The sequence below is a fragment of the Corallococcus interemptor genome (assembly GCF_003668875.1).
Lineage (GTDB): Bacteria > Myxococcota > Myxococcia > Myxococcales > Myxococcaceae > Corallococcus > Corallococcus interemptor.
This window is the reverse complement of the sequence record NZ_RAWM01000080.1, coordinates 1-26,665: the sequence shown is the minus strand read 5'-3', so window position 1 is coordinate 26,665 and position 26,665 is coordinate 1. Positions and strand designations below refer to the sequence as shown.

Annotated in this window: 25 protein-coding genes; 14 read left to right on the top strand and 11 right to left on the bottom strand. The window is 69.9% G+C overall.

The window, feature by feature from the left end; genetic code table 11:
• Positions 1-3: 3 nt before the first annotated feature.
• Together D7X96_RS25235 and D7X96_RS25230 are read left to right on the top strand one after the other, a co-directional pair.
• A complete protein-coding gene (locus D7X96_RS25235; protein ID WP_121770927.1) occupies positions 4-1,635 on the top strand; it encodes a GH3 auxin-responsive promoter family protein in 1,632 nt (543 codons plus the stop codon).
• On the top strand, positions 1,632-2,771 hold the full coding sequence (locus D7X96_RS25230; protein WP_120552215.1) for an aromatic ring-hydroxylating dioxygenase subunit alpha: 1,140 nt from the start codon (positions 1,632-1,634) through the stop codon (positions 2,769-2,771). The genes D7X96_RS25235 and D7X96_RS25230 overlap by 4 nt, the downstream gene beginning before the upstream one ends.
• Here the strand turns inward: D7X96_RS25230 and D7X96_RS25225 are convergent.
• Positions 2,768-3,148, bottom strand: a complete 381-nt coding sequence (locus tag D7X96_RS25225) for a hypothetical protein (RefSeq protein WP_121725200.1) — start codon at positions 3,146-3,148, stop codon at positions 2,768-2,770. The genes D7X96_RS25230 and D7X96_RS25225 overlap by 4 nt on opposite strands.
• A 43-nt stretch (positions 3,149-3,191) precedes the next feature.
• On the bottom strand, positions 3,192-4,247 hold the full coding sequence (locus tag D7X96_RS25220; protein ID WP_120552213.1) for a DapH/DapD/GlmU-related protein: 1,056 nt from the start codon (positions 4,245-4,247) through the stop codon (positions 3,192-3,194).
• 222 nt (positions 4,248-4,469) lie between these two features.
• Here D7X96_RS25220 and D7X96_RS25215 point away from each other — a divergent pair, with 222 nt between their 5' ends.
• Complete coding sequence (locus D7X96_RS25215; RefSeq protein ID WP_121770917.1) at positions 4,470-5,930, top strand: MATE family efflux transporter; 1,461 nt, start codon at positions 4,470-4,472, stop codon at positions 5,928-5,930.
• Between the two features lie 3 nt (positions 5,931-5,933).
• On the opposite strand, the gene D7X96_RS25210 is transcribed toward D7X96_RS25215, so the two are convergent.
• The 3 genes from D7X96_RS25210 to D7X96_RS25205 are packed head-to-tail and all read right to left on the bottom strand — an operon-like array spanning position 5,934 to position 9,049.
• Positions 5,934-7,040, bottom strand: a complete 1,107-nt coding sequence (locus D7X96_RS25210; RefSeq protein ID WP_121725396.1) for a GNAT family N-acetyltransferase — start codon at positions 7,038-7,040, stop codon at positions 5,934-5,936.
• Complete coding sequence (locus D7X96_RS39645) at positions 7,037-7,825, bottom strand: hypothetical protein (RefSeq protein WP_147468393.1); 789 nt, start codon at positions 7,823-7,825, stop codon at positions 7,037-7,039. The genes D7X96_RS25210 and D7X96_RS39645 overlap by 4 nt, the downstream gene beginning before the upstream one ends.
• A gap of 6 nt (positions 7,826-7,831) precedes the next feature.
• Positions 7,832-9,049 (bottom strand): AAA family ATPase, encoded by a 1,218-nt coding sequence (locus D7X96_RS25205; RefSeq protein ID WP_121770916.1) that lies wholly within the window; start codon positions 9,047-9,049, stop codon positions 7,832-7,834.
• Positions 9,050-9,204: 155 nt separating this feature from the next.
• Between D7X96_RS25205 and D7X96_RS25200 the strand changes: the two genes are divergently transcribed.
• The 3 genes from D7X96_RS25200 to D7X96_RS25190 all read left to right on the top strand — a co-directional run bounded on the left by D7X96_RS25200 (position 9,205) and on the right by D7X96_RS25190 (position 11,480).
• Positions 9,205-9,465: a GlsB/YeaQ/YmgE family stress response membrane protein gene (locus D7X96_RS25200; protein WP_120552210.1), complete on the top strand. Its 261-nt coding sequence runs from the start codon at positions 9,205-9,207 to the stop codon at positions 9,463-9,465.
• A gap of 194 nt (positions 9,466-9,659) precedes the next feature.
• Positions 9,660-10,478 carry an FKBP-type peptidyl-prolyl cis-trans isomerase gene (locus tag D7X96_RS25195; RefSeq protein ID WP_121770926.1) on the top strand — a complete coding sequence of 273 codons (819 nt, stop codon included), beginning with the start codon at positions 9,660-9,662 and terminating at the stop codon, positions 10,476-10,478.
• 168 nt (positions 10,479-10,646) lie between these two features.
• Complete coding sequence (locus tag D7X96_RS25190) at positions 10,647-11,480, top strand: dienelactone hydrolase family protein (protein ID WP_121770915.1); 834 nt, start codon at positions 10,647-10,649, stop codon at positions 11,478-11,480.
• Between the two features lie 23 nt (positions 11,481-11,503).
• Here the strand turns inward: D7X96_RS25190 and D7X96_RS25185 are convergent, their stop codons facing one another.
• Positions 11,504-12,097, bottom strand: coding sequence for a CAP domain-containing protein (locus D7X96_RS25185; RefSeq protein ID WP_121770914.1), 594 nt, complete (start codon positions 12,095-12,097; stop codon positions 11,504-11,506).
• Between the two features lie 114 nt (positions 12,098-12,211).
• Here D7X96_RS25185 and D7X96_RS25180 point away from each other — a divergent pair, with 114 nt between their 5' ends.
• The 3 genes from D7X96_RS25180 (at position 12,212) to D7X96_RS25170 (ending at position 14,130) form a co-directional block, all read left to right on the top strand.
• Positions 12,212-12,424, top strand: coding sequence for a hypothetical protein (locus D7X96_RS25180; protein ID WP_120552358.1), 213 nt, complete (start codon positions 12,212-12,214; stop codon positions 12,422-12,424).
• An 8-nt stretch (positions 12,425-12,432) separates the two neighbouring features.
• Complete coding sequence (locus tag D7X96_RS25175; protein WP_121770913.1) at positions 12,433-13,110, top strand: tetratricopeptide repeat protein; 678 nt, start codon at positions 12,433-12,435, stop codon at positions 13,108-13,110.
• Between the two features lie 81 nt (positions 13,111-13,191).
• Positions 13,192-14,130: a hypothetical protein gene (locus tag D7X96_RS25170; protein WP_233610035.1), complete on the top strand. Its 939-nt coding sequence runs from the start codon at positions 13,192-13,194 to the stop codon at positions 14,128-14,130.
• On the opposite strand, the gene D7X96_RS25165 is transcribed toward D7X96_RS25170, so the two are convergent.
• The 4 genes from D7X96_RS25165 to D7X96_RS25150 form a co-directional block, all read right to left on the bottom strand.
• On the bottom strand, positions 14,124-14,762 hold the full coding sequence (locus tag D7X96_RS25165; protein ID WP_244219710.1) for a CAP domain-containing protein: 639 nt from the start codon (positions 14,760-14,762) through the stop codon (positions 14,124-14,126). The two genes, D7X96_RS25170 and D7X96_RS25165, sit on opposite strands and share 7 nt — an antisense overlap.
• 86 nt (positions 14,763-14,848) lie before the next feature.
• The gene (locus tag D7X96_RS25160; RefSeq protein ID WP_121770911.1) at positions 14,849-16,177 is read right to left on the bottom strand and encodes a DUF1552 domain-containing protein; all 1,329 of its coding nucleotides are present in this window, start codon (positions 16,175-16,177) and stop codon (positions 14,849-14,851) included.
• Positions 16,174-17,820, bottom strand: a complete 1,647-nt coding sequence (locus D7X96_RS25155) for a DUF1592 domain-containing protein (protein ID WP_244219709.1) — start codon at positions 17,818-17,820, stop codon at positions 16,174-16,176. Before D7X96_RS25155 ends, D7X96_RS25160 begins: the two co-directional genes overlap by 4 nt.
• Before the next feature lie 283 nt (positions 17,821-18,103).
• The gene (locus D7X96_RS25150; protein ID WP_370450144.1) at positions 18,104-20,167 is read right to left on the bottom strand and encodes a M3 family metallopeptidase; all 2,064 of its coding nucleotides are present in this window, start codon (positions 20,165-20,167) and stop codon (positions 18,104-18,106) included.
• A gap of 253 nt (positions 20,168-20,420) precedes the next feature.
• Between D7X96_RS25150 and D7X96_RS25145 the strand changes: the two genes are divergently transcribed.
• From D7X96_RS25145 to D7X96_RS25125, 5 genes are all read left to right on the top strand, one after another.
• A complete protein-coding gene (locus D7X96_RS25145; RefSeq protein ID WP_120552364.1) occupies positions 20,421-21,314 on the top strand; it encodes a hypothetical protein in 894 nt (297 codons plus the stop codon).
• 6 nt (positions 21,315-21,320) lie between these two features.
• On the top strand, positions 21,321-21,695 hold the full coding sequence (locus D7X96_RS25140) for a hypothetical protein (protein ID WP_120552365.1): 375 nt from the start codon (positions 21,321-21,323) through the stop codon (positions 21,693-21,695).
• A gap of 12 nt (positions 21,696-21,707) precedes the next feature.
• The gene (locus D7X96_RS25135; RefSeq protein ID WP_121770909.1) at positions 21,708-22,211 is read left to right on the top strand and encodes a hypothetical protein; all 504 of its coding nucleotides are present in this window, start codon (positions 21,708-21,710) and stop codon (positions 22,209-22,211) included.
• Positions 22,212-22,470: 259 nt separating this feature from the next.
• On the top strand, positions 22,471-23,814 hold the full coding sequence (locus D7X96_RS25130; RefSeq protein WP_244219713.1) for a DHA2 family efflux MFS transporter permease subunit: 1,344 nt from the start codon (positions 22,471-22,473) through the stop codon (positions 23,812-23,814).
• 143 nt (positions 23,815-23,957) lie between these two features.
• A complete protein-coding gene (locus D7X96_RS25125; protein WP_120552368.1) occupies positions 23,958-25,373 on the top strand; it encodes a hypothetical protein in 1,416 nt (471 codons plus the stop codon).
• Between the two features lie 118 nt (positions 25,374-25,491).
• Here D7X96_RS25125 and infC read toward each other — a convergent pair whose 3' ends face one another.
• Positions 25,492-26,238: a translation initiation factor IF-3 gene (infC, locus tag D7X96_RS25120; RefSeq protein ID WP_120552370.1), complete on the bottom strand. Its 747-nt coding sequence runs from the start codon at positions 26,236-26,238 to the stop codon at positions 25,492-25,494.
• Positions 26,239-26,665: the final 427 nt, after the last annotated feature.

The following is a 26,665-nucleotide window of genomic DNA, read 5'->3' as shown; positions in this document are numbered from 1 at the left end:
GCGATGCTGTCCGCCACGATGGCGGCGCTGACGCCGTCCGCGCTGCGCTTCCGTCACGCGCTGCGCGAACCGGAGGCCGCGCAGGCGGAGTGCCTGGCGCGCATCCTCCGCGCCGTGGAGGGCACGGTGCAGGCGGGCCGGGCGCCGCATTTCGGGCGCATCCGCACGGCTCGGGAGTTCCAGGACGCGGTGCCCATCACCACGCCGGACACGGTGGCGGAAGACGTCGAGCGCATCGCGCGCGGAGAATCGCGGATCCTCACTCGCGAGCCCGTGCTGCGCTTCGAGTTGTCCGGTGGTTCCTCCGGCGCGTCCAAGCGGGTGCCGGTGACGCAGGGCCTGCTCCGTGAGTTCCAGCGCGCGCTCGCGCCCATGCTGCATGAGGTCTTCCTGCGCCGCCCCGCCGTGCGCGAGGGCCCCAGCTACTGGTCCATCTCTCCCCTGGGCCGGAGACAGCACCGGACCTCGGGCGGCATCCCGGTGGGCTCCGCGGAGGACAGCGCGTGGTTCCCGCGCCCGTTGCAGCCGCTGCTCTCGCGCGTCTTCGCCGTGCCGGGCGCGGTGGGTCAGGCTCCTCACGTTGAACCGTGCCGCTACGTGACGCTGTGGTATCTCGTGCGGTGCTCGAGCCTGTCGCTGATCAGCGTCTGGAACCCCAGCTTCCTCACGCTGCTGATGGACGCACTGGAGCGGCACGGGGAACGGCTCGCGGAGGACCTGGAGCGCGGCACGTTGCGGCCTCCGGAGCACGACGCGGACGGTGCGCCCGTGGGTTCGGATCCCACCTGGACTTCGCTCGTGCAGGGGCTCCAGGGCGTGCGGGACCTCCCGAGCGCCCGGCGACTGCGTGACGGGCTGTCCTCCGCGCGCACGCTGTGGCCGGGGCTCGCGCTCCTGAGCATGTGGACGGACGCCCAGGCGGCGCACGCCGTAGCGGCCGCACGCCGCCGCTTCCCGGGCGTCGAGGTCCAGGGCAAGGGCCTGCTCGCCACCGAGGGCGTCATCACGGTGCCCCTCTTCGAAGCACCCGCGCCGGTGCTCGCGGTCCGAAGCCACTTCTTCGAATTCATGGAGCCAGAGAAGCCCGAAGCACGTCCGCTCCTGGCGCACGAGCTGACGGCGGGCCGCACCTACGCGGTACTCCTCTCCACGTCTGGCGGGCTGCTGCGCTACCGGCTGGGGGACCTCGTCCGCGTGGAGGGCTTCGTGCACGCGACGCCCTGCCTGCGCTTCCTCTGCCGAGCCGACGCGGTCTCCGACCTCGTGGGCGAGAAGCTCTCCGCCGCGCGAGCAGGCACGGTGCTGGACGCCGCGCTGGGCCCCACCCGTCCCACCTTCGCCATGCTCGCGCCGGAGTGGGGCACGCCTCCCGCCTACCGCCTGTTCCTGGAGACGGACGCACCCACCGACGCCCTGGCCGCGAACGTGGAGCAGGCCCTGTGCGAAGGCCATCACTACCGCTACGCACGGGAGCTGGGACAGCTCGGTCCGGTGCGCGCGGTGCGAGTGACCCAGGGCGCCCGGCGCTACGAAGCCCGGTGCATCCAGCTGGGGCAGCGCGCGGGGGACATCAAGCCCGTGGACCTGCACCGTCAGCCCGGCTGGACGGAGTGGTTCACACGAGGGACGTCATGACGGTGGACCTGGACGCGGAGGCGGACCTCGCCCGCTGCGGCGCGCTGAAGGACTTCTGGTACGTGGCGTGTCTCTCCACGGAGCTGCCCGCGAACAAGCCCATCGCGCGCACCGTGTTCGGCACGGGCCTGGTCCTCTTCCGCGGACCCGACGGCGCACCCACCGCGCTGCGAGACCGCTGCCTCCATCGCAATGCGCGCCTGTCGAAGGGCGACGTGTTCGACGGGAAGCTCGGCTGCCCGTACCACGGCTGGGTCTACGACGCGTCCGGCGCGGTGGTGGAGATCCCCGCGCTCGGTCCTCCGCAGCGCGGAGAGAAGCTGGACGCGCACGCCTGCGCGCACGAAGGACTCAAGCCCGCGCCCTGTGAGCTGGGACGGCTCGCGCGCTTCCCCACGCGGGAGCAGGACGGGCTCGTCTACGTCTACCTGGGAGCGGACGTCACCCAGGCCCGAGCGGAACCCTTCCGCGTCCCCTACTGGGGCCAGCGCGGCTGGACCGTCTACTTCATGGTCACGCGCTTCGCGAACGGCGTGACGAATCTGGTGGAGAACTTCATGGACGTGCCGCACACGTCCTTCGTGCACCGGGGCTGGTTCCGCAACCCCACGCGCAAGCGGGTCCCCTCCACGGTGAAGCGTCACGCGGGCCGGGTGCGCATGACCTACCACCAGGAGGACGACGCGCTCACGGGCCTGGGCCGGCTGTTCAATCCGCGCGGCCTGCCACTCGTGCACACGGATGAGTTCATCGTCCCCAACGTCACGCGCGTGGACTACCAGTGGGGAGACAGCGGCTTCGCCATCAACTCACAGTGCACGCCTATCGGGCCCACGGACACGCTCGTGTACACGGCCATCAGCTACCGGCTGCCGGTGGACGTGCCGGGTGCGTGGGTGGGCCGCGCGCTGACGCCGCTGGTGCGCTGGTACACCCAGCAGGTCATCCAGCAGGACGTCCGCATCATGGAGACGCAGCGCCAGGGGCTGACGGATGGCCCCGGTGGCGGCGTGTACTCGGGCACGGAGGCGGACCTGCACCACGCGGACATCGAGGCGTACCGCCGCTGGCTGCGCGAGGGCGCGCACGGCCCCGGCCCCGAGGACGCCGAGCGCGACGTGGTGTTCTGGGTCTAGACCGCGCCGGCGGCCTGCGCCTCCTCGGAGTCCGAGGAGGGAATCAGCGCCACGTAGTACCCGCAGAGGAAGGTCGCCCCCAGGAAGAACCCGTGGAGCAGCCCCAGCGTGAGCGCGAAGGGCGGCGTGGGCAGGTTCTCATGCAGCCACATCAGCGTCGCGGCCGCATTGGACGCATGGCACGCCGCCGCCACGCCCAGCGCGATGCAGAGGTGCACCAGCAGCACCCACGTGTTGGCGGTGGAGGTCACCCAGGAGGCCAGGCTCCCCAGCTTCGCGAGGATGCGCGGGTACATGAACTTCCGGAAGAGCGCGCCACAGGCGAGGCCCAGCAGCAGCGGGCCCGCGATCTCGAGGATTGAGTTGACCTGTTCCATGGCCGTGACCCTGCCAGAGGGCGCACGGCCCGTGCAAATCCTCTCACCCCATGCGTCGCAGGCCCGGCAGGTCCTCGGGCCGCAGCACCCAGCGCGGCGGCTCCGGCGGTGACGTGCGCGTGCCCACCTGCGCCGCGGGGAAGCCCTCCACCAGCGCGTAGTCCGGGAACACCGCGCGCGCCTTCACCAGGCTGCCGGCGGCCACGTGGCAGCCCTTCCCCAGGTGGCTGCCCTCGCAGAGGATGGCGCCGGGCTCCACCACCGTGCCCGCGCCCAGGTTGCACGCGTGCAGCACGCAGCCCGGGCCCACCACCACGCCTTCATCCAGCACCAGCATGGTGTCCGGCTGCAGGTGCAGCACCGTGTTCTCCAGGATCTGCACCCGCGCGCCAATGCGCACCGGGCCGTTCAGGTCGCCGGTGATCTTCACCCCCGCGCCAATGATGGCCCCCGCGCCGATGACCACGTCGCCGGACACCTCCGCGGAGGAGAAGAGGGTGGCGGTGGGGTGGACGAAGGGGTGGCGGTCGCGAAAGGCATACAGCTGTCCCATGGGGGCGTCCTCGGCGCGGTCTCGCGCGGAGAAAGGAGTCAATGGAGCGCCAGGCAGCGACAGGTCGCCGCCCCGGCGCTGCTGGAGGTGGGTGAGGTCCTCGGAGGAGAGCATCCGCAGGACCTGTCCTGGCCGGCCCAGCACCACGGATTGGTCCGGCACCGTCATGCCCGGCGGCAGCACCGTGCCCTCGCCCACCAGACATCGGTCGCCCAGCGTCACGCCGGGCATCAGGATGGCGCCATCCCCGATGTCGCAGAGCGACCCCACGCGAGCGCCCATCACCAGCGAGCGCGGACCGAGCACGGTCTTCTCGCCGATGGAGGTGGGCCGTTCGGGCGTGCCCACCACCACCGCGTCCTCGCGCAGGGCGGAGAAGGCTCCCAACGTCACGGAGCCTCCCACCGAGCGCACGACGGCGCCGCGGGAGATGACGGCCCCGGGCCCCACTTGCGTGGTGCCCAGCAGTCGCGCGGACGAGGCCAGGGTGAAATGAGGACCTACCGCGGTGGGCAGGAGAGAAGCGGTCGCGGGTAAGGGACTCATCGGGATGCAGCAAGCTACTCCCGGCTCTCCCAGGGGCATGTTGTCCCGAGGCGCGACCCGCCGTCCGCCAGCCAACGCTCGCTCGCTGGCTCGAAGTGGGTGGGTGCGGCACCTTCAGATGTCAGGAGCCGGTGGCAGGGTGCGTGGGAAGCCCGCGTCGCTGGGCGCCACGTGTGGGCGTTTCGCGGTAGGAAGTCCCCTCGCTCTCGAAAGGCCTCACCCGTGGAAGAGACACCTCTGGCGGACCGCCCCGCGCAGGCGCCCGCGCCCGTGGACACGGCGAGCCCCGACGCAGGACAGAAGGGGCTGTGGGCCCTGGTGAAGGAGGCCCTGCACGGCACGGAACAGGACCTGACACGGCTGCCGCTCGGGCGGGCCATCTTCCTGCTCGCCGTACCCATGGTGCTGGAGATGTGCATGGAGTCGGTGTTCGCCGTGGTGGACGTCGCCTTCGTCGGCCGGTTGGGCGCGGAGGCGGTGGCCACGGTGGGGCTCACCGAGGGCATCCTCACCCTCATCTACGCCGCCGGCATGGGCCTGAGCATCGGCGCCACGGCGATGGTGGCCCGCCGCATCGGAGAGAAGGACGCCGAGCGGGCGGGGCGCACGGCGGTGCAGGCCATTGGCCTGGGGGTGATCATCTCCACGGTGCTGGCGGTGGCGGGCATCGTCTTCGCCCGGCCCATCCTGGCGGCGCTCGGCGGCTCGCCGTGGGTGCTGGAGCACGGCGTGGGCTACACGCGCGTGATGATGGGCGGCGTGGTGAGCATCCTGCTGCTCTTCCTCATCAACGCCATCTTCCGGGGCGCGGGCGACGCGGCCATCGCGATGCGCGTGCTGATGCTGGCCAACGGGCTCAACATCCTGCTCGCGCCGTGCCTCATCTTCGGGTGGGGGCCGTTCCCGGAGATGGGCGTGGTGGGCGCGGCGTGGGCCACCACGCTGGGCCGCAGCGCGGGCGTCGCGTATCAGCTCTACCGGTTGGTGCGGTCGAACGGCCGGCTCCAGGTGCGGCGCGAGCACCTGGCGCTGGAGCCCGCGACGATGCTCGCGATGCTGCGGCTGTCCGGCGCGGGCATGGTGCAGGCGCTGGTGAGCACGACCAGCTGGGTGGTGCTGGTGCGCATCGTGTCGACGTTCGGCAGCACGTCGCTGGCGGGCTACACCATCGCCATCCGCATCGTGATGTTCGCGCTCTTGCCCGCGTGGGGCCTGGGCAACGCGGCGGCCACGCTGCTGGGGCAGAGCATGGGCGCGGGGGACCCGGACCGGGGCGCGAAGGCGGTGTGGCTGGCGGGCCGGTACAACCTGATGGTGCTGGGCAGCATCGGGGTGCTGTTCTTCGTCTTCGCGCATCCCTTGCTGCGGTTCTTCACGACGGACCCGGCGGTGGTGGAGGAGGGCGCGACGGCGCTGCGCGTCTTCTCCTTGAGCTTCTTCTCCTGCGCGTACGGCATGGTCATCACCTCCGCGTTCAACGGCGCGGGGGACACGCGGACGCCCACGCTCATCGACCTGGGGTGTCTCTGGGTGCTGGAGCTGCCGCTGGCGTGGGTGCTGGCGAAGCCGCTGGGGCTGGGCGTGGTGGGCGCGTACCTGGCGGTGCCGGCGGCCTTCGCGGCGATGTCCGTGCTGGGCATCGTCCTGTTCCGGCGCGGGCGCTGGAAGACGCGCGTGGTGTGAGCGTCAGGGCAGGCAGATTTCAAAGCCGGTGCGTCCCCCGGGGAAGGTCCTGGGGGGACGCGAGGCGGGCGTGACGGCGTAGAGGTGGAAGTCCAGGCGCCGCTGGATGAAGCCGTCGAAGGCGGAGGCCAGCGGGTCGTTGGCGTCCTGCTGCACGGTGAAGAAGTGGAAGCCCTGGCCGTGGAACGCGGCGTAGACGGCGTCCAGCAGCGCGCGCAGGACGGCGGGGTCTTCTGACGGGATGCTGGTGTTGCAGAGGTAGAAGTAGCGGAAGTCGCCGCCGGGAGCGGGCAGGCGGGGCGCGCCGGTGACGGTGGCCAGCGCGTTGAAGCCCCGGCGGACCCACTTCATGCCGCCCCGGTACGCGAGCACGCGGTAGCGCTTCACGGCGTCGGGGTTCCACGCGGAGGTGCAGCCGACCAATTGTCCGGCGGGATCGAACGCGAGGAACGAATCCTCCAGGCGAAGGCCCGGCCAGCGCGCGAGCCGGTGTTCCAGTTCACCCGTGTCGAAGCGGTAGCCGAAGGGGCGCGAGCGGTGGTCCGCGTCCAGCAGCGCGGCCATGGCGGGCACGTCCGCGGCGGTGGCCCGGCGCACGGAGTAGCGGCTGGGGCGCGGCTTGCGGCGCAGGACGAACTGGAGTGACACGGCGGAGAACGCGCGCATCAGGTGGTAGTGCGGCTGCGCTTCCCGCGAAGCGCCCCGGCGCACCAGGGCCTGGAGCGCGGCGGCGTTGGAGGCCATGACGGCGGTGAGGAACACGTCCACGCCATGGCGGCGGGAGGTCTCCTCCAGCACGGGGCCATAGAACCGGGCCAGGCCCCGGGAGCGGCGCGCGGAGAAGCGGGTGCGAAGGTCACCCAGGTAGCCCACGCGGCAAGGCTTGCCATCCAGCCAGCCGTCACGGACATGGATGGCGCCCATGCCATCCAGGCGGGAGGTTTCGCCGTGGGCCCATACTTCGGCCTCACCGCGCTGCATGGCGAAGAGGCCAAAGTAGTCCGGCGACCGCTGCGTGCTGAGCACCAGGTCCCCGGTCATGGGCACGTCGCCAAACAGGTCCAGGAGCGCGGCGTTGTCGTCCCGGGTGGCGCGGCGGAGGGGGCTCATGTCACGGGGTGGGAGAGGGCTTCGACCAGGGCGGTGCAGGAGCGGAGATTTTCGACAGACTCGTAGAAGGAGCGCCCGGCGCAGTACACCTCTTCCGCCGGGAAGGAGTTGGCGAGCGCTTCGTTGTGGTGATCCGCGACGCACTTCTTCATCACGACTTTGGGCTGGTGGACTTCATCAAGGCGAGCCCGGTCCTCGGACCATTCCGCGATGAGTTGTGCGTGGTCGTCAGAATCGTGCTCGTTCTGGCAAAGAGGGCGCAGCTCATTCGTGGCCTGATAGAGCCAGGACTCCATGCTGTAGCAGGGAGACAAAACAAGGAGGCGGCACAACGCGGTATCCGCCTGCTCTGCTGTCAGTGGAGGGCGCGCACGTGGATTGATGGGCGGCGCTCCTTCTCCCAGAAGGCGGCGACGCACTCGGTCGCGAAGGTGGGTTTCGAATTTTCTCCGATTACTCTTGGGGGCGGTATCGCGCTTGCTCCACACCAAGTCAGTATCGAAGTGGAAAACGACGAACCCAGCTGGTTCTAGCAGGCGCCCTGCGATGGCCTCAATCAGGCGAATCGTGTCCACTGTAGGCGGATCTTCCTTCCAGCTGTTGCCGCGCAATCCGAGGCGTGCACGGTCGTTCTCTGGCAGGGGTTCGATCTTGATGCGAGCTGGATTCAGATCGACGCCTTCTACGACGATCTTGAGCGCTTCTTTCAAGATTTTCAGAAGGGTGGGGTGCCCCTGACTACCTGAATCCTCAGTCAATGCGAGGATGCGAGCACGGGCCATCATGACTCGTCACCAAAGGCCCTTGGTGAGCAGGATGTCCGAGACGCGTTGGATACCGGTCTGATAGGCGAGGAAGAAAGACTCGGCTTCTTCCTCTGTAAGATTGCGCCAGATGAGCTGCGCATTTTCAGCGCTGCCAGTGCGTTCACAGATGATGAATGTGTGACGGACTTGTTCGAGGTTTTCGAAACGCAGAAAGTCAAGTAGTAGGGGGTTTTGACTTGTCAGGAACGCCTGTCGTTCACCTATTTCGTCAAGGCATGCGGAAATCCACTCGTGATGAAGACCATTCACGAGTTCGTCTGCAATGACGATGTCCGGTGAGGCGTCTGAGTGAGCGAAAAAGGCGAGCAAGCGCTTCTGGCCATAGCTGAGCCAGTCATGGGACACCTCTTCGCCAGGACGCTTAAAAAAGAACTTGAGGTTGCTCAGTCGCGCAATGTGTCGGTTCGGCTCGGGACTAAGCCGTTCAACGTCAAATCGAGCTGTCGCGGAGTCGTACCCAAGGGCCTTCGCTGCACGGTCGAGGAATGCAAGCGAGTAAGTTGCAATATTTCCGTCAGGAATCGGGGCTTTTTGTATTTCAATCATAGAGAACGGAAAGTGACTGCCGCTCCATGCCTTCTGCTCGCCGTCTGATTGGATTTCTAAATTTAGGAATGCGTTGAATCGATTTAGGCTTTCATCCATTCGTCCTGCTGTTTTGACGTAGCTTGTCACAAGCCTGCTTGCCAACTCTTGAGCCTCATTGCTCTTGTCTTTCCAGAGGCCAAGGACGATCGCTAGAACCGGAGCGGCTTGGGGACTGCGTGCTTCACGCCTTGAGTGGCCGGCACGGTTGATCACTACCTCTGTTGGTAGTGCTTCGGCTCTCAAGACTGTATTGCCGTCCTGTTCAAAGCGAAGCGAGTCGAGTTGTTGAAGACTTGAGCGAGAACCCGTTCTTGGCAGACTTGGGTCAAGTGGAAACGATGGCTCTTCGATATGCACTCTTGAGGTGCTTTGCTCGAAGTTGAATTGGTCGCCGGTCACACGACAGTTCGCGCTCAACAACTCGTCCGGAAACGAATCGCCAGGGTATCCGAGCATGGTCGACAACAGCCGGAGTAGCGTCGTCTTGCCGGCCGCGTTTCGCCCAAGAACCACATTGATCCCCGGGCGGAACTCCAGCGTCGTCGGCACGACATTCCGGAACTTGTTGATGGTCAGCCGCGTCAGCTTGTTCATCGTGGATCCGCCCGGTGCGTCAGAGGGTGCTGCCTAGTCGAACGACCGCACCACACGCCCCCTCCAGGGTCAAGAACACCTCCACCCGCACTTCCGCCCCCGCCTTCCGTGCGCCACATTGCGGGCCAGTTCACACGCCGCACGGGGAGGACGTCATGGGGCTGTTGGGGTGGATCATCTTCGGCTTCTTCGCGGGGCTCATCGCCCGGGCCGTGCTGCCGGGGAACCAGCGCCTGGGGTGCATTGGCACCACGGTCCTGGGCGTCGCCGGGGCCTTCGTGGGCGGCTTCCTCACGTCCGTCTGGCGGGGCACCCACTGGCGGGATCCGGAGCCCACCGGCTTCCTTGGCGCCATCCTGGGCGCCGTCGTCCTGCTCCTGGTCTCCCAGGCCGCCTTTGGCGGGCGCTCCCGGTAGACGCCGGGAATCCGGGGCCTTGCCGGGGGTTGGGGGGCCCGGCGGCCGGTTGTCCTACCTGCATGGACCCCCTTCCGGGGAAAGCACGGTTCCCAAGAGGAAGCCGGGCACTTTCTGTAGTAGACCGCGCCCCCAGGCATGCAGCGGGGGGCGGTCGGCCGCCGCTGAGCCAAAGGAAAGGCGACGACATCATGATGAAGAAGACGATCCTGATCGCGGCGATGCTGAGCCTCACGGCCTGCCAGGGCCAGAGCGCGAAGCCGGGCGAGACCGCTGCCACCGGCACCTCGACGGCGGGCGCCGCCGGTGCTCCCCAGACCGAGGAGCAGAAGACGCTCTACGCGCTGGGCCTGTCCATCGGCCGCAGCATCAGCGTGTTCGACATGACCCCGCAGGAGCTGGAGTTCGTGAAGGCCGGCCTCACCGCGCAGGTCACCGGCGCGAAGACCGACGTGGACCTGGAGACCTACGGTCCCAAGCTCCAGGACCTCGCGCGCGAGCGTTCGCTGCGCAAGGCCAACGCGGAGAAGGAGAAGTCCAAGAAGTTCCTCGAGGAGAAGGCCAAGGAGCCCGGCGCGGTGAAGACCGACTCCGGCCTCATCTACAAGGAGACCCAGGCCGGCACCGGTCCCCAGCCCCAGGCCACCGACATCGTGAAGGTGCACTACAAGGGCACCCTCTCCGACGGCAAGGAGTTCGACTCCTCCTACAAGCGCGGTGAGCCCACGCAGTTCCCGCTCCAGGGCGTCATCAAGTGCTGGACCGAGGGCCTCCAGAAGATGAAGGTCGGCGGCAAGGCGCAGCTCGTGTGCCCCTCCGACATCGCCTACGGCGACCGCGGCGCGCCCCCGAACATCCCCGGCGGCGCCGCCCTGGTGTTCGAGGTGGAGCTGCTCGAGATCGTGAAGGCCCCCGAGGCTCCCCCGGGCATGCCGGGCATGCCCGGCGGCGCTCCCCCGGCCCCTGGCGCGAAGCCGCCCCCGGCCGCCAAGCCGCCCCCGGCGACGAAGTAACCACCGCCTCCCCCTAGGGGAGCAGCGGGAACGAGGGCCGGACGTGAGGGACTTCCCCTCGCGCCGGCCCTCTTCGCGTCTCAACGCGCTGGCGCCGGTGCCTCCAGCGCGCTACGCCCGGAAGGCACGCGGCAACGAGTGGAAAGGACACGGACGATGAGGCCGGACATGAAGAGGCTCACGTGGGTGCTGGCGGCGGCGCTGATGTTCACCGCCTGCGCAACGGGCAGGCCGGCGGAGGTGGCGCGCACGCCCTCCGCGACGGGCGCCGTCTCCGAGGAGGAGTTCAAGGCCATGCACACCCTGCGCACGGACGCCGCCCCCGAGCGCAAGGGCCAGCCCGTGGAACTGTCCGACGGCTCCAAGGCCTACCTGAGCCTGCCCCCGAACGCGAAGGGCCCCCTGCCTGCCATCATCGTCATCCACGAGTGGTGGGGCCTCAACGAGCACGTGCAGGCCTGGGCGGACCGGCTGGCCGCGGAGGGCTACGCGGCGCTCGCGGTGGACCTCTACCAGGGCAAGGTGGGCACCACTCCGGACGAGGCGCTCGCGCTGGTGAAGGCGGTGGACGACGACCAGGCCACGAAGACGCTGCTGGCCGCGCACGCGTTCCTCAAGAGCGACCCGCGCATCCAGGCTGTGCGCACCGGCAGCATCGGCTGGTGCTTCGGCGGCGGCTGGTCGCTTCAGACCGCCATGGCCATCCCGGAGCTGAGCGCCGCGGTCATCTACTACGGCCACCCGGTGACCGACCCGCAGGCGCTCTCCAGCATCAAGGCGCAGGTGCTGGGCATCTTCGGCACCAAGGACAAGTCCATCCCGCCGGAGACGGTGCAGGCCTTCGAGAAGGCGCTGGACGAGGCCGGCGTGCGCAGCCGCATCGTGGAGTACGACGCGGACCACGCCTTCGCCAACCCCTCCGGCGCCCGCTACGACGAGCGCTCCGCCGCGTCCGCCTGGGCGGAGACGTCCGCCTTCCTCGCGCGCACGCTCAAGCGCTGAAGGACGCCCGGGCCAGTGGCCTCTCAGTACGGCCGCTGGCCCGCGTAGTTGCCCGGGGGCGCGTAGTTGCACACCCAGAAGTCCCAGGTGGTGCCGTTCTCGGTGCATCGCTGCACGCCACAGCCCAGACGGCGCGTGTTGCGCCACACCACCTGCGTGTAGTGGCCACACTGCTTGCCCGCCTTGCAGGTGTTCTTCGCGTAGTCGTAGTCCGCCACCTCCGCCACCCAGGCCTTGGTCACCACGCCCTTCGTGTCCCAGTAGCCCGGGGTGGCCCAGGCGATGTTCTCCCCGGCGTTGCCCCGGCTCGGGTTGTGGTCGAGCGCGCAGGTGTCCGCCCACCTCTGGGCGACCTCCGCCACCGCGGGGTCCCACGTGAGCGGCTCCAGCGCGGGCGACGGCGTGGGCTTCGCGTCGGCGCGGGCCGCGTTGTGGGCCTCCAGCATGTCGCGGGCGAACTGCGTCAGCTCCACGGTGCCCCCGTCAGGGCTGGTGCCTCCGTCCTCTTGAACCCCCGCGTCCGTGTCGTCCGTGTCCCCGTCAGGGATGCAGGCGAGCAGGAGGAATGAGGGGAGCAGCGCGGCGGACAGGGAACGAAGGCGGGAAGGGCGTCGCATGGCGGGGATTATCCGCGCGCGGGTGGGTGTGCGGGCAAGCGGACAGCGGGGCCGCGAGGATGGGGAGGGGCGGGGACGCCGTGGTAGGGTCTTGGGCCGGTCAGGAGACGCGACATGAGCCACGACGAATCCCGCGCGCGGAAGATCCAGACAGCCCTTGAAGGGAACGATGAGTTCAGCACCTTCTCCATCGACCCGGACCTCAAGAAGCTGAAGCAGAAGCTGGACCTCCAGTCGGAGGCGCAGCACCAGCAGTCCGGCCGCCCGGAGACCGCCCCCAAGTCGGGCATGTTCATGCGGCTGTTCCACAAGATGTTCCGGGGTTGAGGGAAACGATGGCCAAGGAGTCCTACCGCGCGCAGTGGGACCGCTCGCGGGCGTATCTGGAGACGGGGGACCTGGGGCTCGCGCTCCAGGAGCTGCGTGACGCGCTGTCGCTGGCGCCGGACGACGTGGTCCTCTGGGAGGAAGTCTTCAACCTGTCGCTGCTCGGGGGGCTCACGCAGAACGCCCTGGCCGCCGCGCTGCGGCTGCGCCAGCTGGCGCCGGAGAACCCCCAGTTCCTCGGCCTGCACGCCATGGCCGCGCTGCTCGCCGGCAAGCTGACGGAGGCCGTGCCCCTCTTCGAGGAGGTCCTCCAGCGCGACCCTGAGTCGGTGGAGGCCCGGAGGCAGCTGGCGCGGGCGCTGGGCATCGCGGGCCAGCGCGGCCGGGTGCGCACGCTGCTGGAGGAGGCCGTCGCGCGGGCGCCCACGGAGACGGGCGCGCCCAACGACCTGGCGGTGCACTACCTGGAGCACGTGCCCCAGGAGGGCCCGGCGCTCGCGGCCAGCGTGCTGGCGCCGGTGCTGGAGGCGCACCCCCAGGACCCCACCACGCACTTCAACCTGGCGCTGGCGCTGCGCCTGTCGGAGCCCGCGAAGGCCCGCCACCACGCGCAGCATGCCGCCCAGGGCAGTGACAAGGCCCTGCGCTCCAAGGCCCAGCAGCTGCTGACGATGATCCCCGCCTGAGGGTTCGCGTCAGGAGGCGCCGGGGGCTTTCGTCCCGGCGCCATGGATTTCCAGAGACAGACCCTGAAGACCCCCGGCGCCGTGTCCTCCCTCTGCTGGAGCGGCGACGCGCTGGTGGACCCGGTGGGAGGCCTGGTGCGCTACCACCTGGACGGCACCTCCTTCGACCCGTGCGTGCGGTACTCGTTCCGCTTCGACCGCGCGGTGATGTCCCCGGACGGCCGTTACAGCGTGCTGTACGAATCGCTGGGGACCACGGGGCTCCTGCTCGACGGCACGCGCGTGGTGCGGCAGCTGACGCGGGACTTCTACCACGCGGACACGCACGACCATCCCGTGGCCCTGCACACGCTCCCCAGCGGACGCACGCTGCTGGCGCACTGCCCGGAGTCGTACTGCGTGGTGGAGCTGGAGGACGCCGCCACGGGCGAGCGCCTCACGAAGCGCGACAACACCCCGGTGGACATCTTCCACTCGCGGCTCCAGTTCAGCCCGGACGGGCGCTACCTGGCGAGCGCGGGGTGGATCTGGCACCCGGTGGACGCGGCGTCGGTGTTCGACGTGGCCCGCGCGCTGGAGGAGCCCGCGTCGCTGGACAGCGCCGCGCTGATGGACGGCGTGGAGGGCGGCATCTTCCTCCTGTCCGTGGCCTTCGGGGCGAAGGACACGCTCGTGTCCGTGCGGATCGAGGAGTCCAGCGACGACGCCCGGTTCTTCCTGGGCACGTACTCGCTCACGGAGAAGAAGGTGCTGTCGGAGGTGGAGCTGGAGGAGCCCGCGGGCCCGCTGATGGTCGTGGACGCGGAGCACGTGGTGGACTTCTTCCAGCACCCGAAGCTCGTGTCGCGCTCCACCGGCCGCGTGGTGCAGCGCTGGGAGGACCTGGACACGGGGAAGGCGCTGGGCAGCATCCGCCGCCACCTGCCGGCCCAGCCGCACTTCGCGATGGACGCCGCGAACCGCCGCTTCGCCGTGGGCACGGCGAGCGGCATCGAGGTCATCACGCTCGCGGCTCAGTAGGGCTTCTCACCCACCCAGTTGCCCGGCGGCGCGTAGTTGCACACCCAGAGCTGCCACGTCTTCACGTTCCCGCCGAAGGGCGAGTTCTTCGTGCACAGCCGCGTCGCGCAGCCCACCGCCTTCGTGGTGCGCCACACCACCTGCGTGTAGTGGCCGCACATCTTCCCGGCCTTGCACTTGCCGGAGGCGAAGTCGTAGTCGGCGGCTTCATCCGCCCAGCCCTTCACCACCTGCGCGGTGGTCCAGGTGTCCGGCGTCGCGGCGGCCAGGTTCTCTCCGAAGCTGCCCCGGTCCGGGTTGTGCTCGAAGCGGCACTCCTTCACGTACGACTCCGCCTTGCGCGCCGCCTCGTCGGACCAGGTGAGCGCGGGCAGCGCCGGCTTCGGCGTGGGACGTGAGGCCTTCGCTCGCGCCTCGTTGTGCGCGGCCACCATGTCGCGCTTGAGCTCCGCGGCGGACGGCACCGGCTTGCGGGTGCCCTCGGAGGGCGCGGGGGCCTTGCGCGCGGCGGTGGCCGCGGCCTTCTTCGTGGAGGCGGAGATGGGGCGCTGCGCGTTCGCGCTGGAGCCGCAGCCAAGCAACGGAGCCAGCAGCAACACCGCGAGCCCACGACGGAACACTGGAGGTGCCATGCGCGGAATCATTCCGCACCGGCGACTTCCGTGCAGCGGAACCGAACCGGGCAGGCGGACCCCGGGGGGCCCGAGTGCCTTCCTGCCTACGCTCCCAGTCGCGGCAGCGGCCCGGTGCCGTCGTCGCCGAAGGTCGTCGCGGGCACGCCGAACATGTGGAGCAGGGCGATGTAGAGGTTCGCCAACGGCTGGCCCCCGTAGCGGAGGTGCCGTCCCGGAGCGATGGCGCCTCCCGCGCGGCCCGCGAGCAGGATGGGCAGGTTCTTGTGTTCGTGCATGTTGCCGTCGGCGATCTCACTGGAGAAGTACACGGCGCTGTGGTCCAGCAGCGTCCCGCTTTCCTCCTGCACGCCCTTCATGCGCTGGAGGAGGTAGGAGAACTGCTCCACCTCCCACTTGTCGATCTTCGCCAGCGCGTCGTAGTTGGCCTGGACCCGCTGGTGGTGCGAGTACGCGTGGTGCTCGCTGGACAGCCCCAGGAACGAATACACGCGCTGGCTGCGCGCGTTGCCCAGCATGAAGGTGCACGTGCGGGTCAGGTCGCACTGGAACGCGAGCACGATGAGGTCCAGCATCGCCTTCGTCTTCTCGCGCACGTCCTCGGTGTCCCCGGGCGATATGGAAGTGCCACACGAGGGGCCGGAGGCGTCCATCGCGTTCACGCGCAGCTCCAGCTCGCGCACGCCGGTGAAGTACTCATCCAGCTTGCGCTGGTCCGTGGTGCCCAGCTTCCCCTGGAGTGCCTTCGCGTCGTCGCGCACGGCGTCGATGATGCTCAGGCCGTACGCCTTGCGCTTCGCCAGCTCCGCCTGCGTGACGTTCGGGTCGAAGTCCGCGAACAGCCGCTCGAAGGCCGCGCGAGGCTTCGTCTCCTTGGGCACGGGCGTGGACGGCCCCGCCCACGCGATGTTGTTCGCGTACGGGCACGCGTAGCCGGAGTCGCAGTTGCCAATGCCCTTGCCCTGGTCGATGCCCAGCTCCAGCGACGGGTAGCGCGTCGCCGCTCCCACCGCCCTCGCCAGCACCTGGTCCATGGAGATGCCGGTGCGGATGTTGGTGCCCTCCGTCTTGCGCGCCTTCACGCAGGACAGGAACGCGGCCGTCGCGGCGGCGTGGTGGCCGTCGCCGTCCGGCCTGCCGGGCAGGTTGTCCAGACCGCTGAGCACCAGCACGTCGCCCTTCACCGGCGCCAGCGACGCGAGCGTGGGCGTCAACGACCACTCCGCGCCCTCGCCGCCCGGCGTCCACTTGGGCATGTGGATGCCGCAGGGCGTGTAGAAGGCCACGAAGCGGCGCGGAGCCGGCGTGGCGGCACGGGCCGTACCGGGCCGCATGATGTCCAGCAGCGGCAGCGCCATCAGCGCGCCCATGCCGCGCAGGAGCGTGCGGCGGGAGAGGGCAGGGGTGCGGCTCATGGCGTGTGTCCCTCCGCCTCGCCGCGCCGCTGCAGGAATGCGTCACTGCGGACGATGGCGAGGATGTAGTCGGTGAGGCGGCCGCCCCGGGATTCGGCCTGCTGGGAGATGTCGCGCACGGTGCAGCGGTCCGCGTCCTCCGCGCCGCGCCCGAGCGCGTACGTGAGCAGGTGGCGCGTCATGCACGCGGACAGGTCCGGGTCCTGCTTCACCACCGCGCGCATCTCCGCCACGCCGTTGAAGGACTTGCCCCCGGGAAGCTCGCCGCTGGGGTCCACCAGCGCGCCGCCCTCCTCCTTCGTGCGCCAGCGGCCCACCGGGTCGAAGTTCTCCATGCCAAAGCCCAGCGGATCCATCAGCGTGTGACAGCCCGAACAGGTGGGGTCCACGCGGTGCTGCGCCATGCGCGCCTTGATGTTGAGCGTGGGGTCCACCGCCGGGGCCAGCCCGCCGGCATCAGGAGGCGGCGGCGGAGGCCCCTTGCACAGCAGCTGCTCCAGCACCCAGACGCCGCGCTTCACCGGCGACGTGCGGTCCGGGTTCGCGGTGACGGTGAGCAGCGCGCCCTTGCCGAAGAGGCCCGCACGCTCCGGGTGGCCCTTCAGCTCCACGCGCGTCATGGCCTGGGTGCCGGGTTTGGGCAGGCCGTAGTGCGTGGCCAGCCGGTCGTTCACGTAGGTGAAGGGCGCATCCAGCAGGTCCTTGAAGCGGTGGTCGCCGGTGACGAACTCCTGGAAGACGAGCTGCATCTCCTGGCGCATGGCCGCGCGCAGCGGTTCATCGAAGCCGTAGCGCGACTCCGGCTGGGCGAAGTCGAGCGCGCGCGTGTAGAGCCACTGGCCCGCGAAGTTGTCCACCAGCGCGTGGGCCTTGGGGTCCGCCAGCATGCGGCGCACCTGCGCCTCCAGCACCTCCGGCTCGTGCAGGCGGCCTCCCTCCGCGGCCTGCAACAGCGCTTCATCCGGCATGCTGCTCCAGAGGAAGTAGGACAGGCGGCTGGCCAGCTCCAGGTCGCTGATGGGGTGCGCCGCGGTGGACGTGGGCGCGGCGTCCAGCTCCACGCGGAAGAGGAAGTGCGGCGACACCAGCACCGAGCGCAGCGCCAGCTTCACGCCCACCTCCGGCGCGTCGCCCTGCTGCCGGGCCAGCGTGACGAACGCCACCAGCCGCTCGACCTCTTCGGCGGTGACGGGCCTGCGCCAGGCCCTGCGCGCGAAGGTCTTGAGCAACTCTCGCGCGCAGGCTTCCGGTTTCGCCGGGTCCAGCACGCACGTCTTGAACGCGCCCCGCGTCCACGCGGACTCCACCATCGCCTCCGCCGCGTGCGAATACTTCTCCATCAGCAGCGGGGACATGCTGAGCACGTCCGCGTTGTTGTCGAAGCCGAAGCCGTGGTCGTCCGGCGGGAAGCTGCTCGCGGGCGAGCCCGTTTCACCCAGGAGGTCGCGCACGGTGTTGTCGTACTCCGCGCGGTTGAGGCGGTGCAGCGTGACGCGGCCCGGGTCGCGCGCCGCCGAGCGGCACAGCACGTCCTGCGGATCCACGGGAGTGCCCGGCGCGTCCGGTCCCGGCAGCACCCGTGCCTTGGGAGGTGAGTTGTTGCAGCCCGCGGCCAGCGCCACCACCGCCGCCGCGAGGCCCACCCTTCGCCATCTCCGACCGCAGGCCGTCACCGCGCATGCCTCCTCCGGGCCGCGAAGGGGCCCCGGCGAAGCGCGCTCCAAAGCAAGACGCTCACCAGCCGCCGCGTGACGACAGGCCGACGCACGCCTCCATCCCCGGGGTGGAGATGGGCACGTGCAAGGCACTTGAAGGGGAAGGAGAGTTCCGCGACCGGGCAGGGCCCTGGGGCCGGGAGGGCACCGCGCGCCGACTCCTGCCCCGGAGGACGGGGCAGGCGGCGCGCGGCGCTTCATTCTGCGACGGCTACTTCGCGTCCTTCGCGGTGCCGGTGTTCTTCGCGGTGCCGTCGAGGTACGCGCGGTAGGCCTCGAAGCCGTACGGCCGGCCGAGGAAGTCCTTCACCTGCTCCGCGGCGGGCTTGGAGCCGCCGGGCTCCAGCACCGTCTTGCGGTAGTGCATGGCCGTGTCGCGGTCCAGGTAGCCGTTCTCCTGGAACTTCGACTCCAGGTCCTTCGCGATGACGGAGGACCAGAGGTACGTGTAGTACGCGGCCGAGTACCCATCCAGGTGCCCGAACGCGAGCTCGAAGTGGGTGCCGTCGCGGTACTCGTGGCGGAAGGGCGACAGCTTCTTCTGCAGCTCCGCGAGCACCGCGGACGTGTCGAAGCCCGGCGCGCGCGAGTAGTACTGGAGGCTGACCGCGGACAGGAACAGCTGGCGGCGCGCGAACAGGCCCTGGCCGAACTCCTTCGACGCGCGCAGCTTCTCCACCATCTCCGCGGGGATGGGCTCGTTCGTCTCATGGTGCTTGGCGAAGCTCTTGAGCACCTCCGGCTGCTCCGCCCACTGCTGCAGCAGCATGGACGGCGTCTCCACGAAGTCACGCTCCATGGAGATGCCGGAGATGGGCGTCCACTGCTGGTGGCCGGAGAAGATGGTGTGCATCAGGTGGCCGAACTCGTGGAAGAACGTCCCCACCTCGTCGTGCGTCATCAGGTCGCCGGGGCGCGGGAAGTTGCACACCAGCACGGCCTCCGGCAGCCGCTTGTCCAGCTCACCCGTCACCAGGTCGAACTGCGCCGCGTGCTTGTACTTGTCGTCGCGCGGGTGCATGTCCAGGTAGATGCGGCCCAGCGGCTTGCCGTTGTCGACGACGTCGTACGCCTCCACGTCCGCGTGCCACGTCTTCGCGTCCTTCACCGGCTGGAAGGCCACCCCCCACAGGCTGGAGGTGATGCCCATCACGCCGTCCTTCACCCGCGCGTACTCCAGGTAGGGCCGCACCGCCTGCGAGTCGAACCCGAACTTCTCCGCGCGCAGCCGGTCCTCGTAGTAGTCCTGGTCCCAGGGCTCCACCACGGTGGCGCCCTTCACGTCCTTCTTCTTGCGCGCCAGCAGGTCCGCCATCTCCTTCTTCGCGCGTCCTTCCGTGGCCTGCGCCAGCTGGTCGATGAAGTCCGCCGCGGCCTGCTGCGTGCGCGTCATGCGCGTTTCCGTCGTGAAGGCCGCGTAGGTGTCGTAGCCCAGCAGCTTCGCCAGCTCGTTGCGCTTCTCGATGAGCTGCGCGAGCACCGCCTGGTTCTTGGGGAACGCGCGCTGACGGTAGGTGCGCCAGAGCTTCTCGCGCGCCTTCGCGTTCTTCGCGTACGTCATGAACGGGAAGTAGTCCGGGTAGTTGCTGGTGATGACCACCTTGCCGTCCGCGCCGGGCGCGTGCGCCTTCTTGTAGTCCTCCGGCAGCCCGTCCAGGTCCTTGGGCGTGAAGGCCACGCTGCGCGTGTCCTCCGCGATGTTCTGACCGAACTGCTGGCCCAGCTTCAAAATCTCCTCGTTGAGCGACTTCACCTTGGCGCGCGTGGCCTCGTCCCGGTCCACGCCCGCGCGGCGGAAGTCCAGCAGCGTGCGGTCCACCCAGTGCTTCGTGGCCGCGTCCATCTTGGACAGGTCCACCAGCGACAGCGCGTCGTAGACGCCGCGGTCCTGGGACAGCGCCACGCTGGCCGCGTCCACCTGCTGCTCGCACTCGCGGGACGCGTCGCGCATGGCGGCGTCCGGGTGCACCTCATGCGCGAGGCTGGAGCGGTTGGCCGCGTTGAGGATGGCGGTCTGCGCCTCGTCGTACGCCTTGAGGACGCCCAGGCCGTTCGTCTTGGGGTCCAGCTTCTTGAGCGCCGCCACCTGCGCCTGCGCGCGCTCCAGGTCCGCCTTGCACAGGGCCTTGTACGCGTCCGGCGTGCTGGCCAGCGCCTCGGAACCCTTCATGGGCGCCAGCTGGGGCTTCGCCGCGTTGGCCGCGAGCCGCGCGCGGACCTCGGGGTTCTGGGTGATGCTGCCGTTGGAGCAACCCGTCGCGGCGAGCGCCGCCATCACGGTGAGTGCGGGGATTCTCAAGGGGACTTCCTCCACAAGGGGAACGACGAACTGCTTCGCGGGGGCCGTCATGCCACATCCCCGCCCCTCCGCGCCCGTCCGCCGTGAACAGGCAGGGTGTCCCCCGGTACAGGCCGGATGCTTGGAGGCCCCAGCTGACGCACCTCGCCTTGTTCGCCGTTCAGCCCCCCGGTAATCCCGCACTCGCTTCGAATTCTTGGAAGTGGTCCTGGCCGGAGGGTGAACACGGATGCGCAAGGCACTGGGTGGTGCGGTCGCGGCGTTGTTGCTGTGGGGCTGTGGTGGAGCGGGCACGGAAGCGCCGCCCGCGTCCCCCGAGGGGCTGTCACTCACCACCGGCACGGGGCTGACCGAGGGCACCTGGGCGCAGGACGGGCAGACGGTGTCCTTCGCCTCGCGCGAGGTGGAGCCCGGCGTCTACCGCCTGGAGGTGCGCATGCACGGCATGACGCTAACGGGCCTGATGGACCCGGCGTCGGGCGTGTCCACGCTGGACGGCTTCGCGGACGCGAACGTGCAGGACACGCAGGTGGTGGACGCGGACCGCCAGACGCTGAGCGCGTTCTACGGCGCGCTCAATGCGGGATTGCCGCAGGGTGACGCCGCCGCGCCGGAGGCCATGTACCTGCGCCGCGCGGTGGGCCTGTGGGCGCAGCAGCCCACGAGCGTCACGCTCAAGCGCACGGTGATGGGCGAGCAGAACCGCGGCTACACGATGCTGTGCAGCTACGCGAAGTGCGCCGGCAAGTGGACGGGCAGCTGCGGCGGTACCTACAACTGGTACTCGTACGCGAAGCACGACTGCAACAAGGGCGGCTTCGACAACGCGCGCAACCAGCAGATCGCCCAGCTGGGTGACCACACGACGTGCAGCGGCGACGAGTACTACATGAACGGCAGCACCTGGGTGTGCGGCGAGCCGGACCACTGGTCGCGCCCCAAGGTGATGGGCAACTGCTTCGGCCGCTGCGGCGGCGGCTGCGGTGGCGACACCCAGTACACGCTGGACGCCACCAACCACGACGGCTGCGTGCGCAACGGCCACGTGCTGGCGTCCGGCTACTGCGATGATCAGTTCATGTCCGCGTCGGACGACGAGCTGTTCGCGCCCAACTGCTACTGACAAGGGATGCGGCGACGCACGGTAGCGCTCGCGGTGGGGCTGTGGCTGTCCGCCCCGGGCTGCACGTCCACGACGTCCTCCAAGGCGGAGGCCGGGGAGGCAGCGGTGCGCCGCTTCTTCCAGGCCCTGCCGTCCGGGGACTGCGCGGTGCTGGGCCCCATGCTGGTGAGCGGGCAGGGCGTGCCTTCGTGCGAGGAGACGGTGAAGGACCTGCGCGAGCACGGCATGGGCCTGGTGGACGTGCTGGACGCGAAGGTGGATGGCCGCGACCCGAACGCGGTGGTGGTTCGGGCGCGGGTGTCGCAGGGAGGAACGGAGCGCGCGGAGCCGTTCCTCTTCCGGGTGGAGCGCCAGGGTGACGGCTGGCGCCTTCGGTTGTAGCGGGAGTGGACGATGCGGAACCGTGAGCGGGTGATGCTGGGGAGCGCGGGCGTGCTGGTGGCCGCGCTCGTTGCCGTGCTGCTGTGGCCGGCCCGGGAGGCCGCGTCCCCCACGCCTCCGGTGCCGGCCGCGCAGGTGTCGCCCAACCCCGCGGTGCCGGTGCGCACGCCGGACCCCGCGCCTCGTCACGCCACGGTGGTGCCGCCCTCGCCCGGAGACGTGCCGCCGGAGCCGGAGGTGGCCAACGCGCCGCCGCAAGCGAACGACGCCATCCCAGAGGAGCTGCCACAGACGGCGCGCTGGAAGCTGGAGAAGACGGAGCACATCGCCACGCTGCTGGGGCGCGACGTGTCGCGGCTGGAGGGCGAGCGGCAGGAGGCGAAGGCGCGCGGAGACAAGACCCGCGTCGACCAGGTGGACGCGCTGCTCCAGCGCCACCGCGTCCGGTTGAACGAGCTGCGCGAGGAGGCCCGCACCCTCGCCGAGGCCGCGCGCGACGAACCGGCCGACCCCTGACGGTGGGCGTGCCTGGCCGGCCGCCCGGTGGGCCGCCAGACGTGGGCTTCACGAGCGGCGTTCGCCCCTTCGCGCTGGGAGTATGGGCGCTTCTGCCGTGCCGGGCCGCGCCTTCACGCGGGCGTGACAGGCACGGGCCGGCATGTGCATAGAAAAGGACGTGTCTGTTTCCACCACGACCCTCTCCGGCGGGCCCTCCAACACGGTTTCCACTCGAGGCTCCCGGCTGGCGTCCGTCGCCGTGGCCAGCGCGCTGTTCATGGAGTTCCTGGACTCCACCGCGCTGTCCACCGCGCTGCCCACGCTGTCCGTGGCGTTCGGCACCGACCCGGTCCACCTCAAGCTGGCGCTGACGTCGTACATCCTGGCCCTGGCCGTGCTCGCGCCCGCGAGCGGGTGGATCGCCGACCGCTTCGGTCCGCGCCGCGTCTTCATGACCGCCATGGTCGTGTTCCTCGCGGGCTCCGTGCTGTGCGGCTTCTCGCGGACGCTCGCGCAGCTGGTCATCTTCCGCGCCCTGCAGGGGCTGGGCGGCGCGCTGATGGTGCCCGTGGGCCGGCTCATCGTCGTGAACTCGGCGCCGCGCGAGAAGCTGGTGTCCGCGATGAGCTGGTTCACCATGCCCGCGCTGGTGGGGCCGCTGCTGGGACCGCCGCTCGCGGGCCTCATCCTGGGCGTCGCGGACTGGCCGTGGATCTTCTTCATCAACGTGCCGGTGGGCCTGCTGGGCATGTGGGCCGTGGCGCGCTTCGTGCCCCCGCTGGAGCAGCCGGACCCGGGCCCCTTCGACTCGAAGGGCTTCGCCATCTCCGTGGTGGCCATCACCGCGCTGATGGGCGCGGCGGAGACGCTGGGCATCGGACTGGTGCCGTGGCCCGTGCAGGCCGGCATCACGCTGGTGGCGGTGGGGGCCGTGGGGGCCTACGTGCGGCACGCGCTGCGCACGCCGCGCCCGGTGCTCGACCTGCGCCTGTTCCAGGTGGACACCTTCCGCGCCAGCATGATGGGCGGGGCGCTGGTGCGCATTGGCCTGGGGGCGACGCCGTTCCTCCTGCCGCTGCTCTTCCAGGTGGCCCTGGGCTGGGGGCCGCTGGAGGCGGGGCTCGTCACCATCGGGACGGGGCTGGGGGCCTTCGCGTGCAAGCCGGTGGCGCCCGCGCTCATCCGCCGCGTGGGCTTCCGCCAGACGCTCGTCGCCTCCAACCTGCTGACCGCGGCGCTGACGGCGGTGCCCGCGTTCTTCGGGCTGGGGACGCCCATCCCGTTCATCATCGCCACGCTCGTGTGCAGCGGCTTCATGCGCTCGCTGCAGTTCACCGCCACCAACACGGTGGCCTACGCGGACCTCCCCAGGGAGTCGGTGAGCAACGCCTCCACCCTCGCGGTGGTGACGCAGCAGATGGCGCTGAGCGTGGGCATCAGCTTCGGCGGCCTGATGCTGCACGTGGCGCGCGGCGGCGGTGACGTGCGCCTGACGCCGGACCGCTTCGTCCTGCCGTTCGTCGCCATCGGGCTCGTGTCATCGTTGGCCGGGCCACTCTTCCGCCGGCTGCGTCCGGACGCCGGTGAACACATCGGCGGCCGGGCCGCGGCCCGAGGCTGACGCTTCGTAGGGCAGGCAAGCAGGCGGAAACCCTTTTTCCCACCTTCTCTCGCTCCTCCCTGCCCACCAGTTTCCGTGCGGGGTATCCAACGGAGGGGGTGGGAATGGGTTGGGCAGCATTCACAGGACTCCTGCTTGCGGGCATGACGGCGGCGACGCCGCCCTCGGCCATCCCGGTGCGGGGGGGGAACGCGCTGACACTGCCCGCGCACCGGCACATCGTGCGCGTGTCCCGCAGCGAGGGCTCCGTGCTGCTCGCGGCCGTGCAGCAGGGCGGACAGGACGGGCACGGCCTGCGCCTGTTCCGCAGCGACAACGGCGGCGGCACCTGGAAGCAGGAGGGCATCATCCACGACGGCTCCACCTATGACCGGGCGGACCTGGTCGCGGTGGGCAAGGACGTGGCGCTCGTCTACGCGGTGGAGACGCCGGACAGCACGGGCATCAGCGGCTCCACGTCACGCGACGTGTACTTCCAGTGGTGGCGCTACAGCGCGTCCAAGAACCACTGGCTGCCGGACAAGGCCGTGCGCGTGTTCGACTCCACCAGCTCCAGCACCGCGTACTACCGCGCGGAGCTGGCGCGCGACTCCAAGGGCCGGCTCTGGGTGCAGGCCTTCTTCCGGGAGAAGGACGCCAGCAACACGCTGGTCATCTCCGTGAGCAGCGACGGCGGCTCCACCTTCCGCACGCAGTCCGCGCTCGCGCGCGACATCTCCAAGCGCGGCGGCGGGCGGCTCATCAGCCTGGGCAGCCGGATGATGATGCTGTGGAGCTCGCACGACGGGCGCGACTCCACGCACTACCGCATCCGGGATGACAGCGCGTCCGTGTCCAGCTGGTCCTCCACGCGCACCGCCTTCTCCGACGGCATCTACCACGGCGCCGCGATGAGCGCGGTGGCGGACGGCAACGGCGGCCTGCACCTGGTCTACAAGGACAACTCCGAACGGCTGATGTACCGCCGCTTCAACGGCACCAGCTTCGGCTCCGCGGTGAGGGTGCTGGAGGACGGGGACTGGGCCACGCAGCCGGCGCTCGTGCGCTCGGGCAGCAGCCTGTACCTCTTCTACAACCAGCCCCGCAGCGACGGCAGCGGCTACCGGCTGTGGGTGCGCGCGCTGTCCTCCAGCGGCAAGCCGGGCGCGGGCAAGGAGCTGGCGTCGGTGTCCGGCTTCGCGGGCTACCCGGCGGCGCCGGACGTGCTGCCCTCGGGCGTGCCGCTGGTGTGCTTCTTCGGCATCGAGCCGTCCTCCGGCTCCAGCTACCGGCTGTCCTTCTTCTCCACCAGCGCGTCGTCGCTCAAGTCCCAGGCCGTCGCGGCGAAGCAGGCTCCGGCCAGCACCGAGGATGACGACGCCCGGTTCACCGCCACCGGCGGCTCCGGTTCCTACGGCCCGCCGCAGGACCCCGGCACGCTGGTGAGCGCCGCCACGACGCCCTCCCAGCAGGCGATGGCCGCCGGGTGCGGCGGTGCCAGCGCGACGCTCGCGGTGGGCGTGACGTTCCTCCTGATGGAGTGGGGCCGCCGCCGACGCACCCGGGTGCTGACCGGGTAACAAGCACACGCAGCGCCAGGAAACGAACGCGGGCGGTCTCCCTGGGACTCTCTCCCAAGGGGAACCGCCCGTGTGCGCGTCTCCCGGCGAGGGGAGACGCGGGGACGTGTGCGAACGGCTACGTCGTCGCGGGCGCGGCGTCCGGCGCTTCGTCCGTCGTGTCGTCGGCGTCGCTGGCGCCGTCGGATTCGACCGGGGCCGTGGAGGCACCGTCCGCACCCGGCGCACCGGCCGCCTGGGGCTTCTTGCCCGCGCTCGGGGGCGGGGACTTGCGAGCGGCCGCCGCGGCCTGCCGCGCCTGTTCACGCGCCTTCTGCGCGACCTTGGGCGTGGGGGCCAGAATCATGTACATCTGCCGGCCTTCCATGCGCGGCAGCTGCTCCGCCACGGCCACGTCCTTCAGGTCCTTGATGACGTCATCGAGGATGGCGCTGCCCAGCTCCTTGTGCGTGATTTCACGCCCGCGGAACTGGATGACGACCTTGGCCTTGTTGCCCTCTTCGATGAACCGGCGGGTGTTGCGCACCTTGAACTCGTAGTCGTGCTCCTCCGTCTTGGGACGGAGCTTCACTTCCTTGAGCTGGATGACCACCTGCGTGCGCTTCGCGTCCGAGGCCTTCTTCTTCTCCTCGTACTTGAACTTGCCGTAGTCCATGATCTTGCAGACCGGCGGCTTCGCCATCGGGCTGACTTCGACCAGGTCGAGCGACTCGGAGCGGGCCTTCTCAAGCGCCGCCTCGATGGTCATGACGCCGAGCTGCGAGCCATCCGAGCCCACGACACGGACTTCCCGCGCGCGGATGCGGCGGTTGGTTCTCTGGTCCCGGTTGGGACCGCGGCTGCTGTTTCTCTGTTCGCGAATGATGTGAACATCCTCCAAAAAGGGTTAGCGGACCCACCACCCGTGAAGATGTGGCGGACCCTCCAATGTGTCAGTCCCCTCCGGCGGAGAAGGCAGGCATGCAGGCCTTCCGCCCCTTGGGGCAGGGAGACGTGCAACGGACTCTATCCGGTTCACGTCCCCCCGGGGCAAGGTAACGCGGGGCGTCCCCCATTCCCATGACCCCCTGTTGCCTATGATGCGCCCCATGGCGAAACGGTCCACCGGGTCCGGCGGGCAATGGACAGGATGCCGACCCCCCCGGGGGGTTGCGCTCGGGGCCTGGCTGGCGCTCGCCTGCCTGCCCTCCTGTGGGCCGGTGGACGCCGGGCCCCCTGGAAGCCAGGGCCAGGCCGTGGTCGGGGGGGCGGACGCGCCCGGGGACGGGGCGGCGGTGGCGCTGGTGGCCCGC

Excerpts from the sequence above, each read along its gene's own strand:
- D7X96_RS25235 (WP_121770927.1), top strand. The coding sequence starts at position 4 with ATGCTGTCCGCCACGATGGCGGCGCTGACGCCGTCCGCGCTGCGCTTC.
- D7X96_RS25230 (WP_120552215.1), top strand. The coding sequence starts at position 1,632 with ATGACGGTGGACCTGGACGCGGAGGCGGACCTCGCCCGCTGCGGCGCG.
- D7X96_RS25225 (WP_121725200.1), bottom strand. The coding sequence starts at position 3,148 with ATGGAACAGGTCAACTCAATCCTCGAGATCGCGGGCCCGCTGCTGCTG.
- D7X96_RS25220 (WP_120552213.1), bottom strand. The coding sequence starts at position 4,247 with ATGAGTCCCTTACCCGCGACCGCTTCTCTCCTGCCCACCGCGGTAGGT.
- D7X96_RS25210 (WP_121725396.1), bottom strand. The coding sequence starts at position 7,040 with ATGAGCCCCCTCCGCCGCGCCACCCGGGACGACAACGCCGCGCTCCTG.
- D7X96_RS39645 (WP_147468393.1), bottom strand. The coding sequence starts at position 7,825 with ATGATGGCCCGTGCTCGCATCCTCGCATTGACTGAGGATTCAGGTAGT.
- D7X96_RS25205 (WP_121770916.1), bottom strand. The coding sequence starts at position 9,049 with ATGAACAAGCTGACGCGGCTGACCATCAACAAGTTCCGGAATGTCGTG.
- D7X96_RS25200 (WP_120552210.1), top strand. The coding sequence starts at position 9,205 with ATGGGGCTGTTGGGGTGGATCATCTTCGGCTTCTTCGCGGGGCTCATC.
- D7X96_RS25195 (WP_121770926.1), top strand. The coding sequence starts at position 9,660 with ATGAAGAAGACGATCCTGATCGCGGCGATGCTGAGCCTCACGGCCTGC.
- D7X96_RS25190 (WP_121770915.1), top strand. The coding sequence starts at position 10,647 with ATGAAGAGGCTCACGTGGGTGCTGGCGGCGGCGCTGATGTTCACCGCC.
- D7X96_RS25185 (WP_121770914.1), bottom strand. The coding sequence starts at position 12,097 with ATGCGACGCCCTTCCCGCCTTCGTTCCCTGTCCGCCGCGCTGCTCCCC.
- D7X96_RS25180 (WP_120552358.1), top strand. The coding sequence starts at position 12,212 with ATGAGCCACGACGAATCCCGCGCGCGGAAGATCCAGACAGCCCTTGAA.
- D7X96_RS25175 (WP_121770913.1), top strand. The coding sequence starts at position 12,433 with ATGGCCAAGGAGTCCTACCGCGCGCAGTGGGACCGCTCGCGGGCGTAT.
- D7X96_RS25165 (WP_244219710.1), bottom strand. The coding sequence starts at position 14,762 with ATGGCACCTCCAGTGTTCCGTCGTGGGCTCGCGGTGTTGCTGCTGGCT.
- D7X96_RS25160 (WP_121770911.1), bottom strand. The coding sequence starts at position 16,177 with ATGAGCCGCACCCCTGCCCTCTCCCGCCGCACGCTCCTGCGCGGCATG.
- D7X96_RS25150 (WP_370450144.1), bottom strand. The coding sequence starts at position 20,167 with ATGGCGGCGCTCGCCGCGACGGGTTGCTCCAACGGCAGCATCACCCAG.
- D7X96_RS25145 (WP_120552364.1), top strand. The coding sequence starts at position 20,421 with ATGCGCAAGGCACTGGGTGGTGCGGTCGCGGCGTTGTTGCTGTGGGGC.
- D7X96_RS25140 (WP_120552365.1), top strand. The coding sequence starts at position 21,321 with ATGCGGCGACGCACGGTAGCGCTCGCGGTGGGGCTGTGGCTGTCCGCC.
- D7X96_RS25135 (WP_121770909.1), top strand. The coding sequence starts at position 21,708 with ATGCGGAACCGTGAGCGGGTGATGCTGGGGAGCGCGGGCGTGCTGGTG.
- D7X96_RS25130 (WP_244219713.1), top strand. The coding sequence starts at position 22,471 with ATGGAGTTCCTGGACTCCACCGCGCTGTCCACCGCGCTGCCCACGCTG.
- D7X96_RS25125 (WP_120552368.1), top strand. The coding sequence starts at position 23,958 with ATGACGGCGGCGACGCCGCCCTCGGCCATCCCGGTGCGGGGGGGGAAC.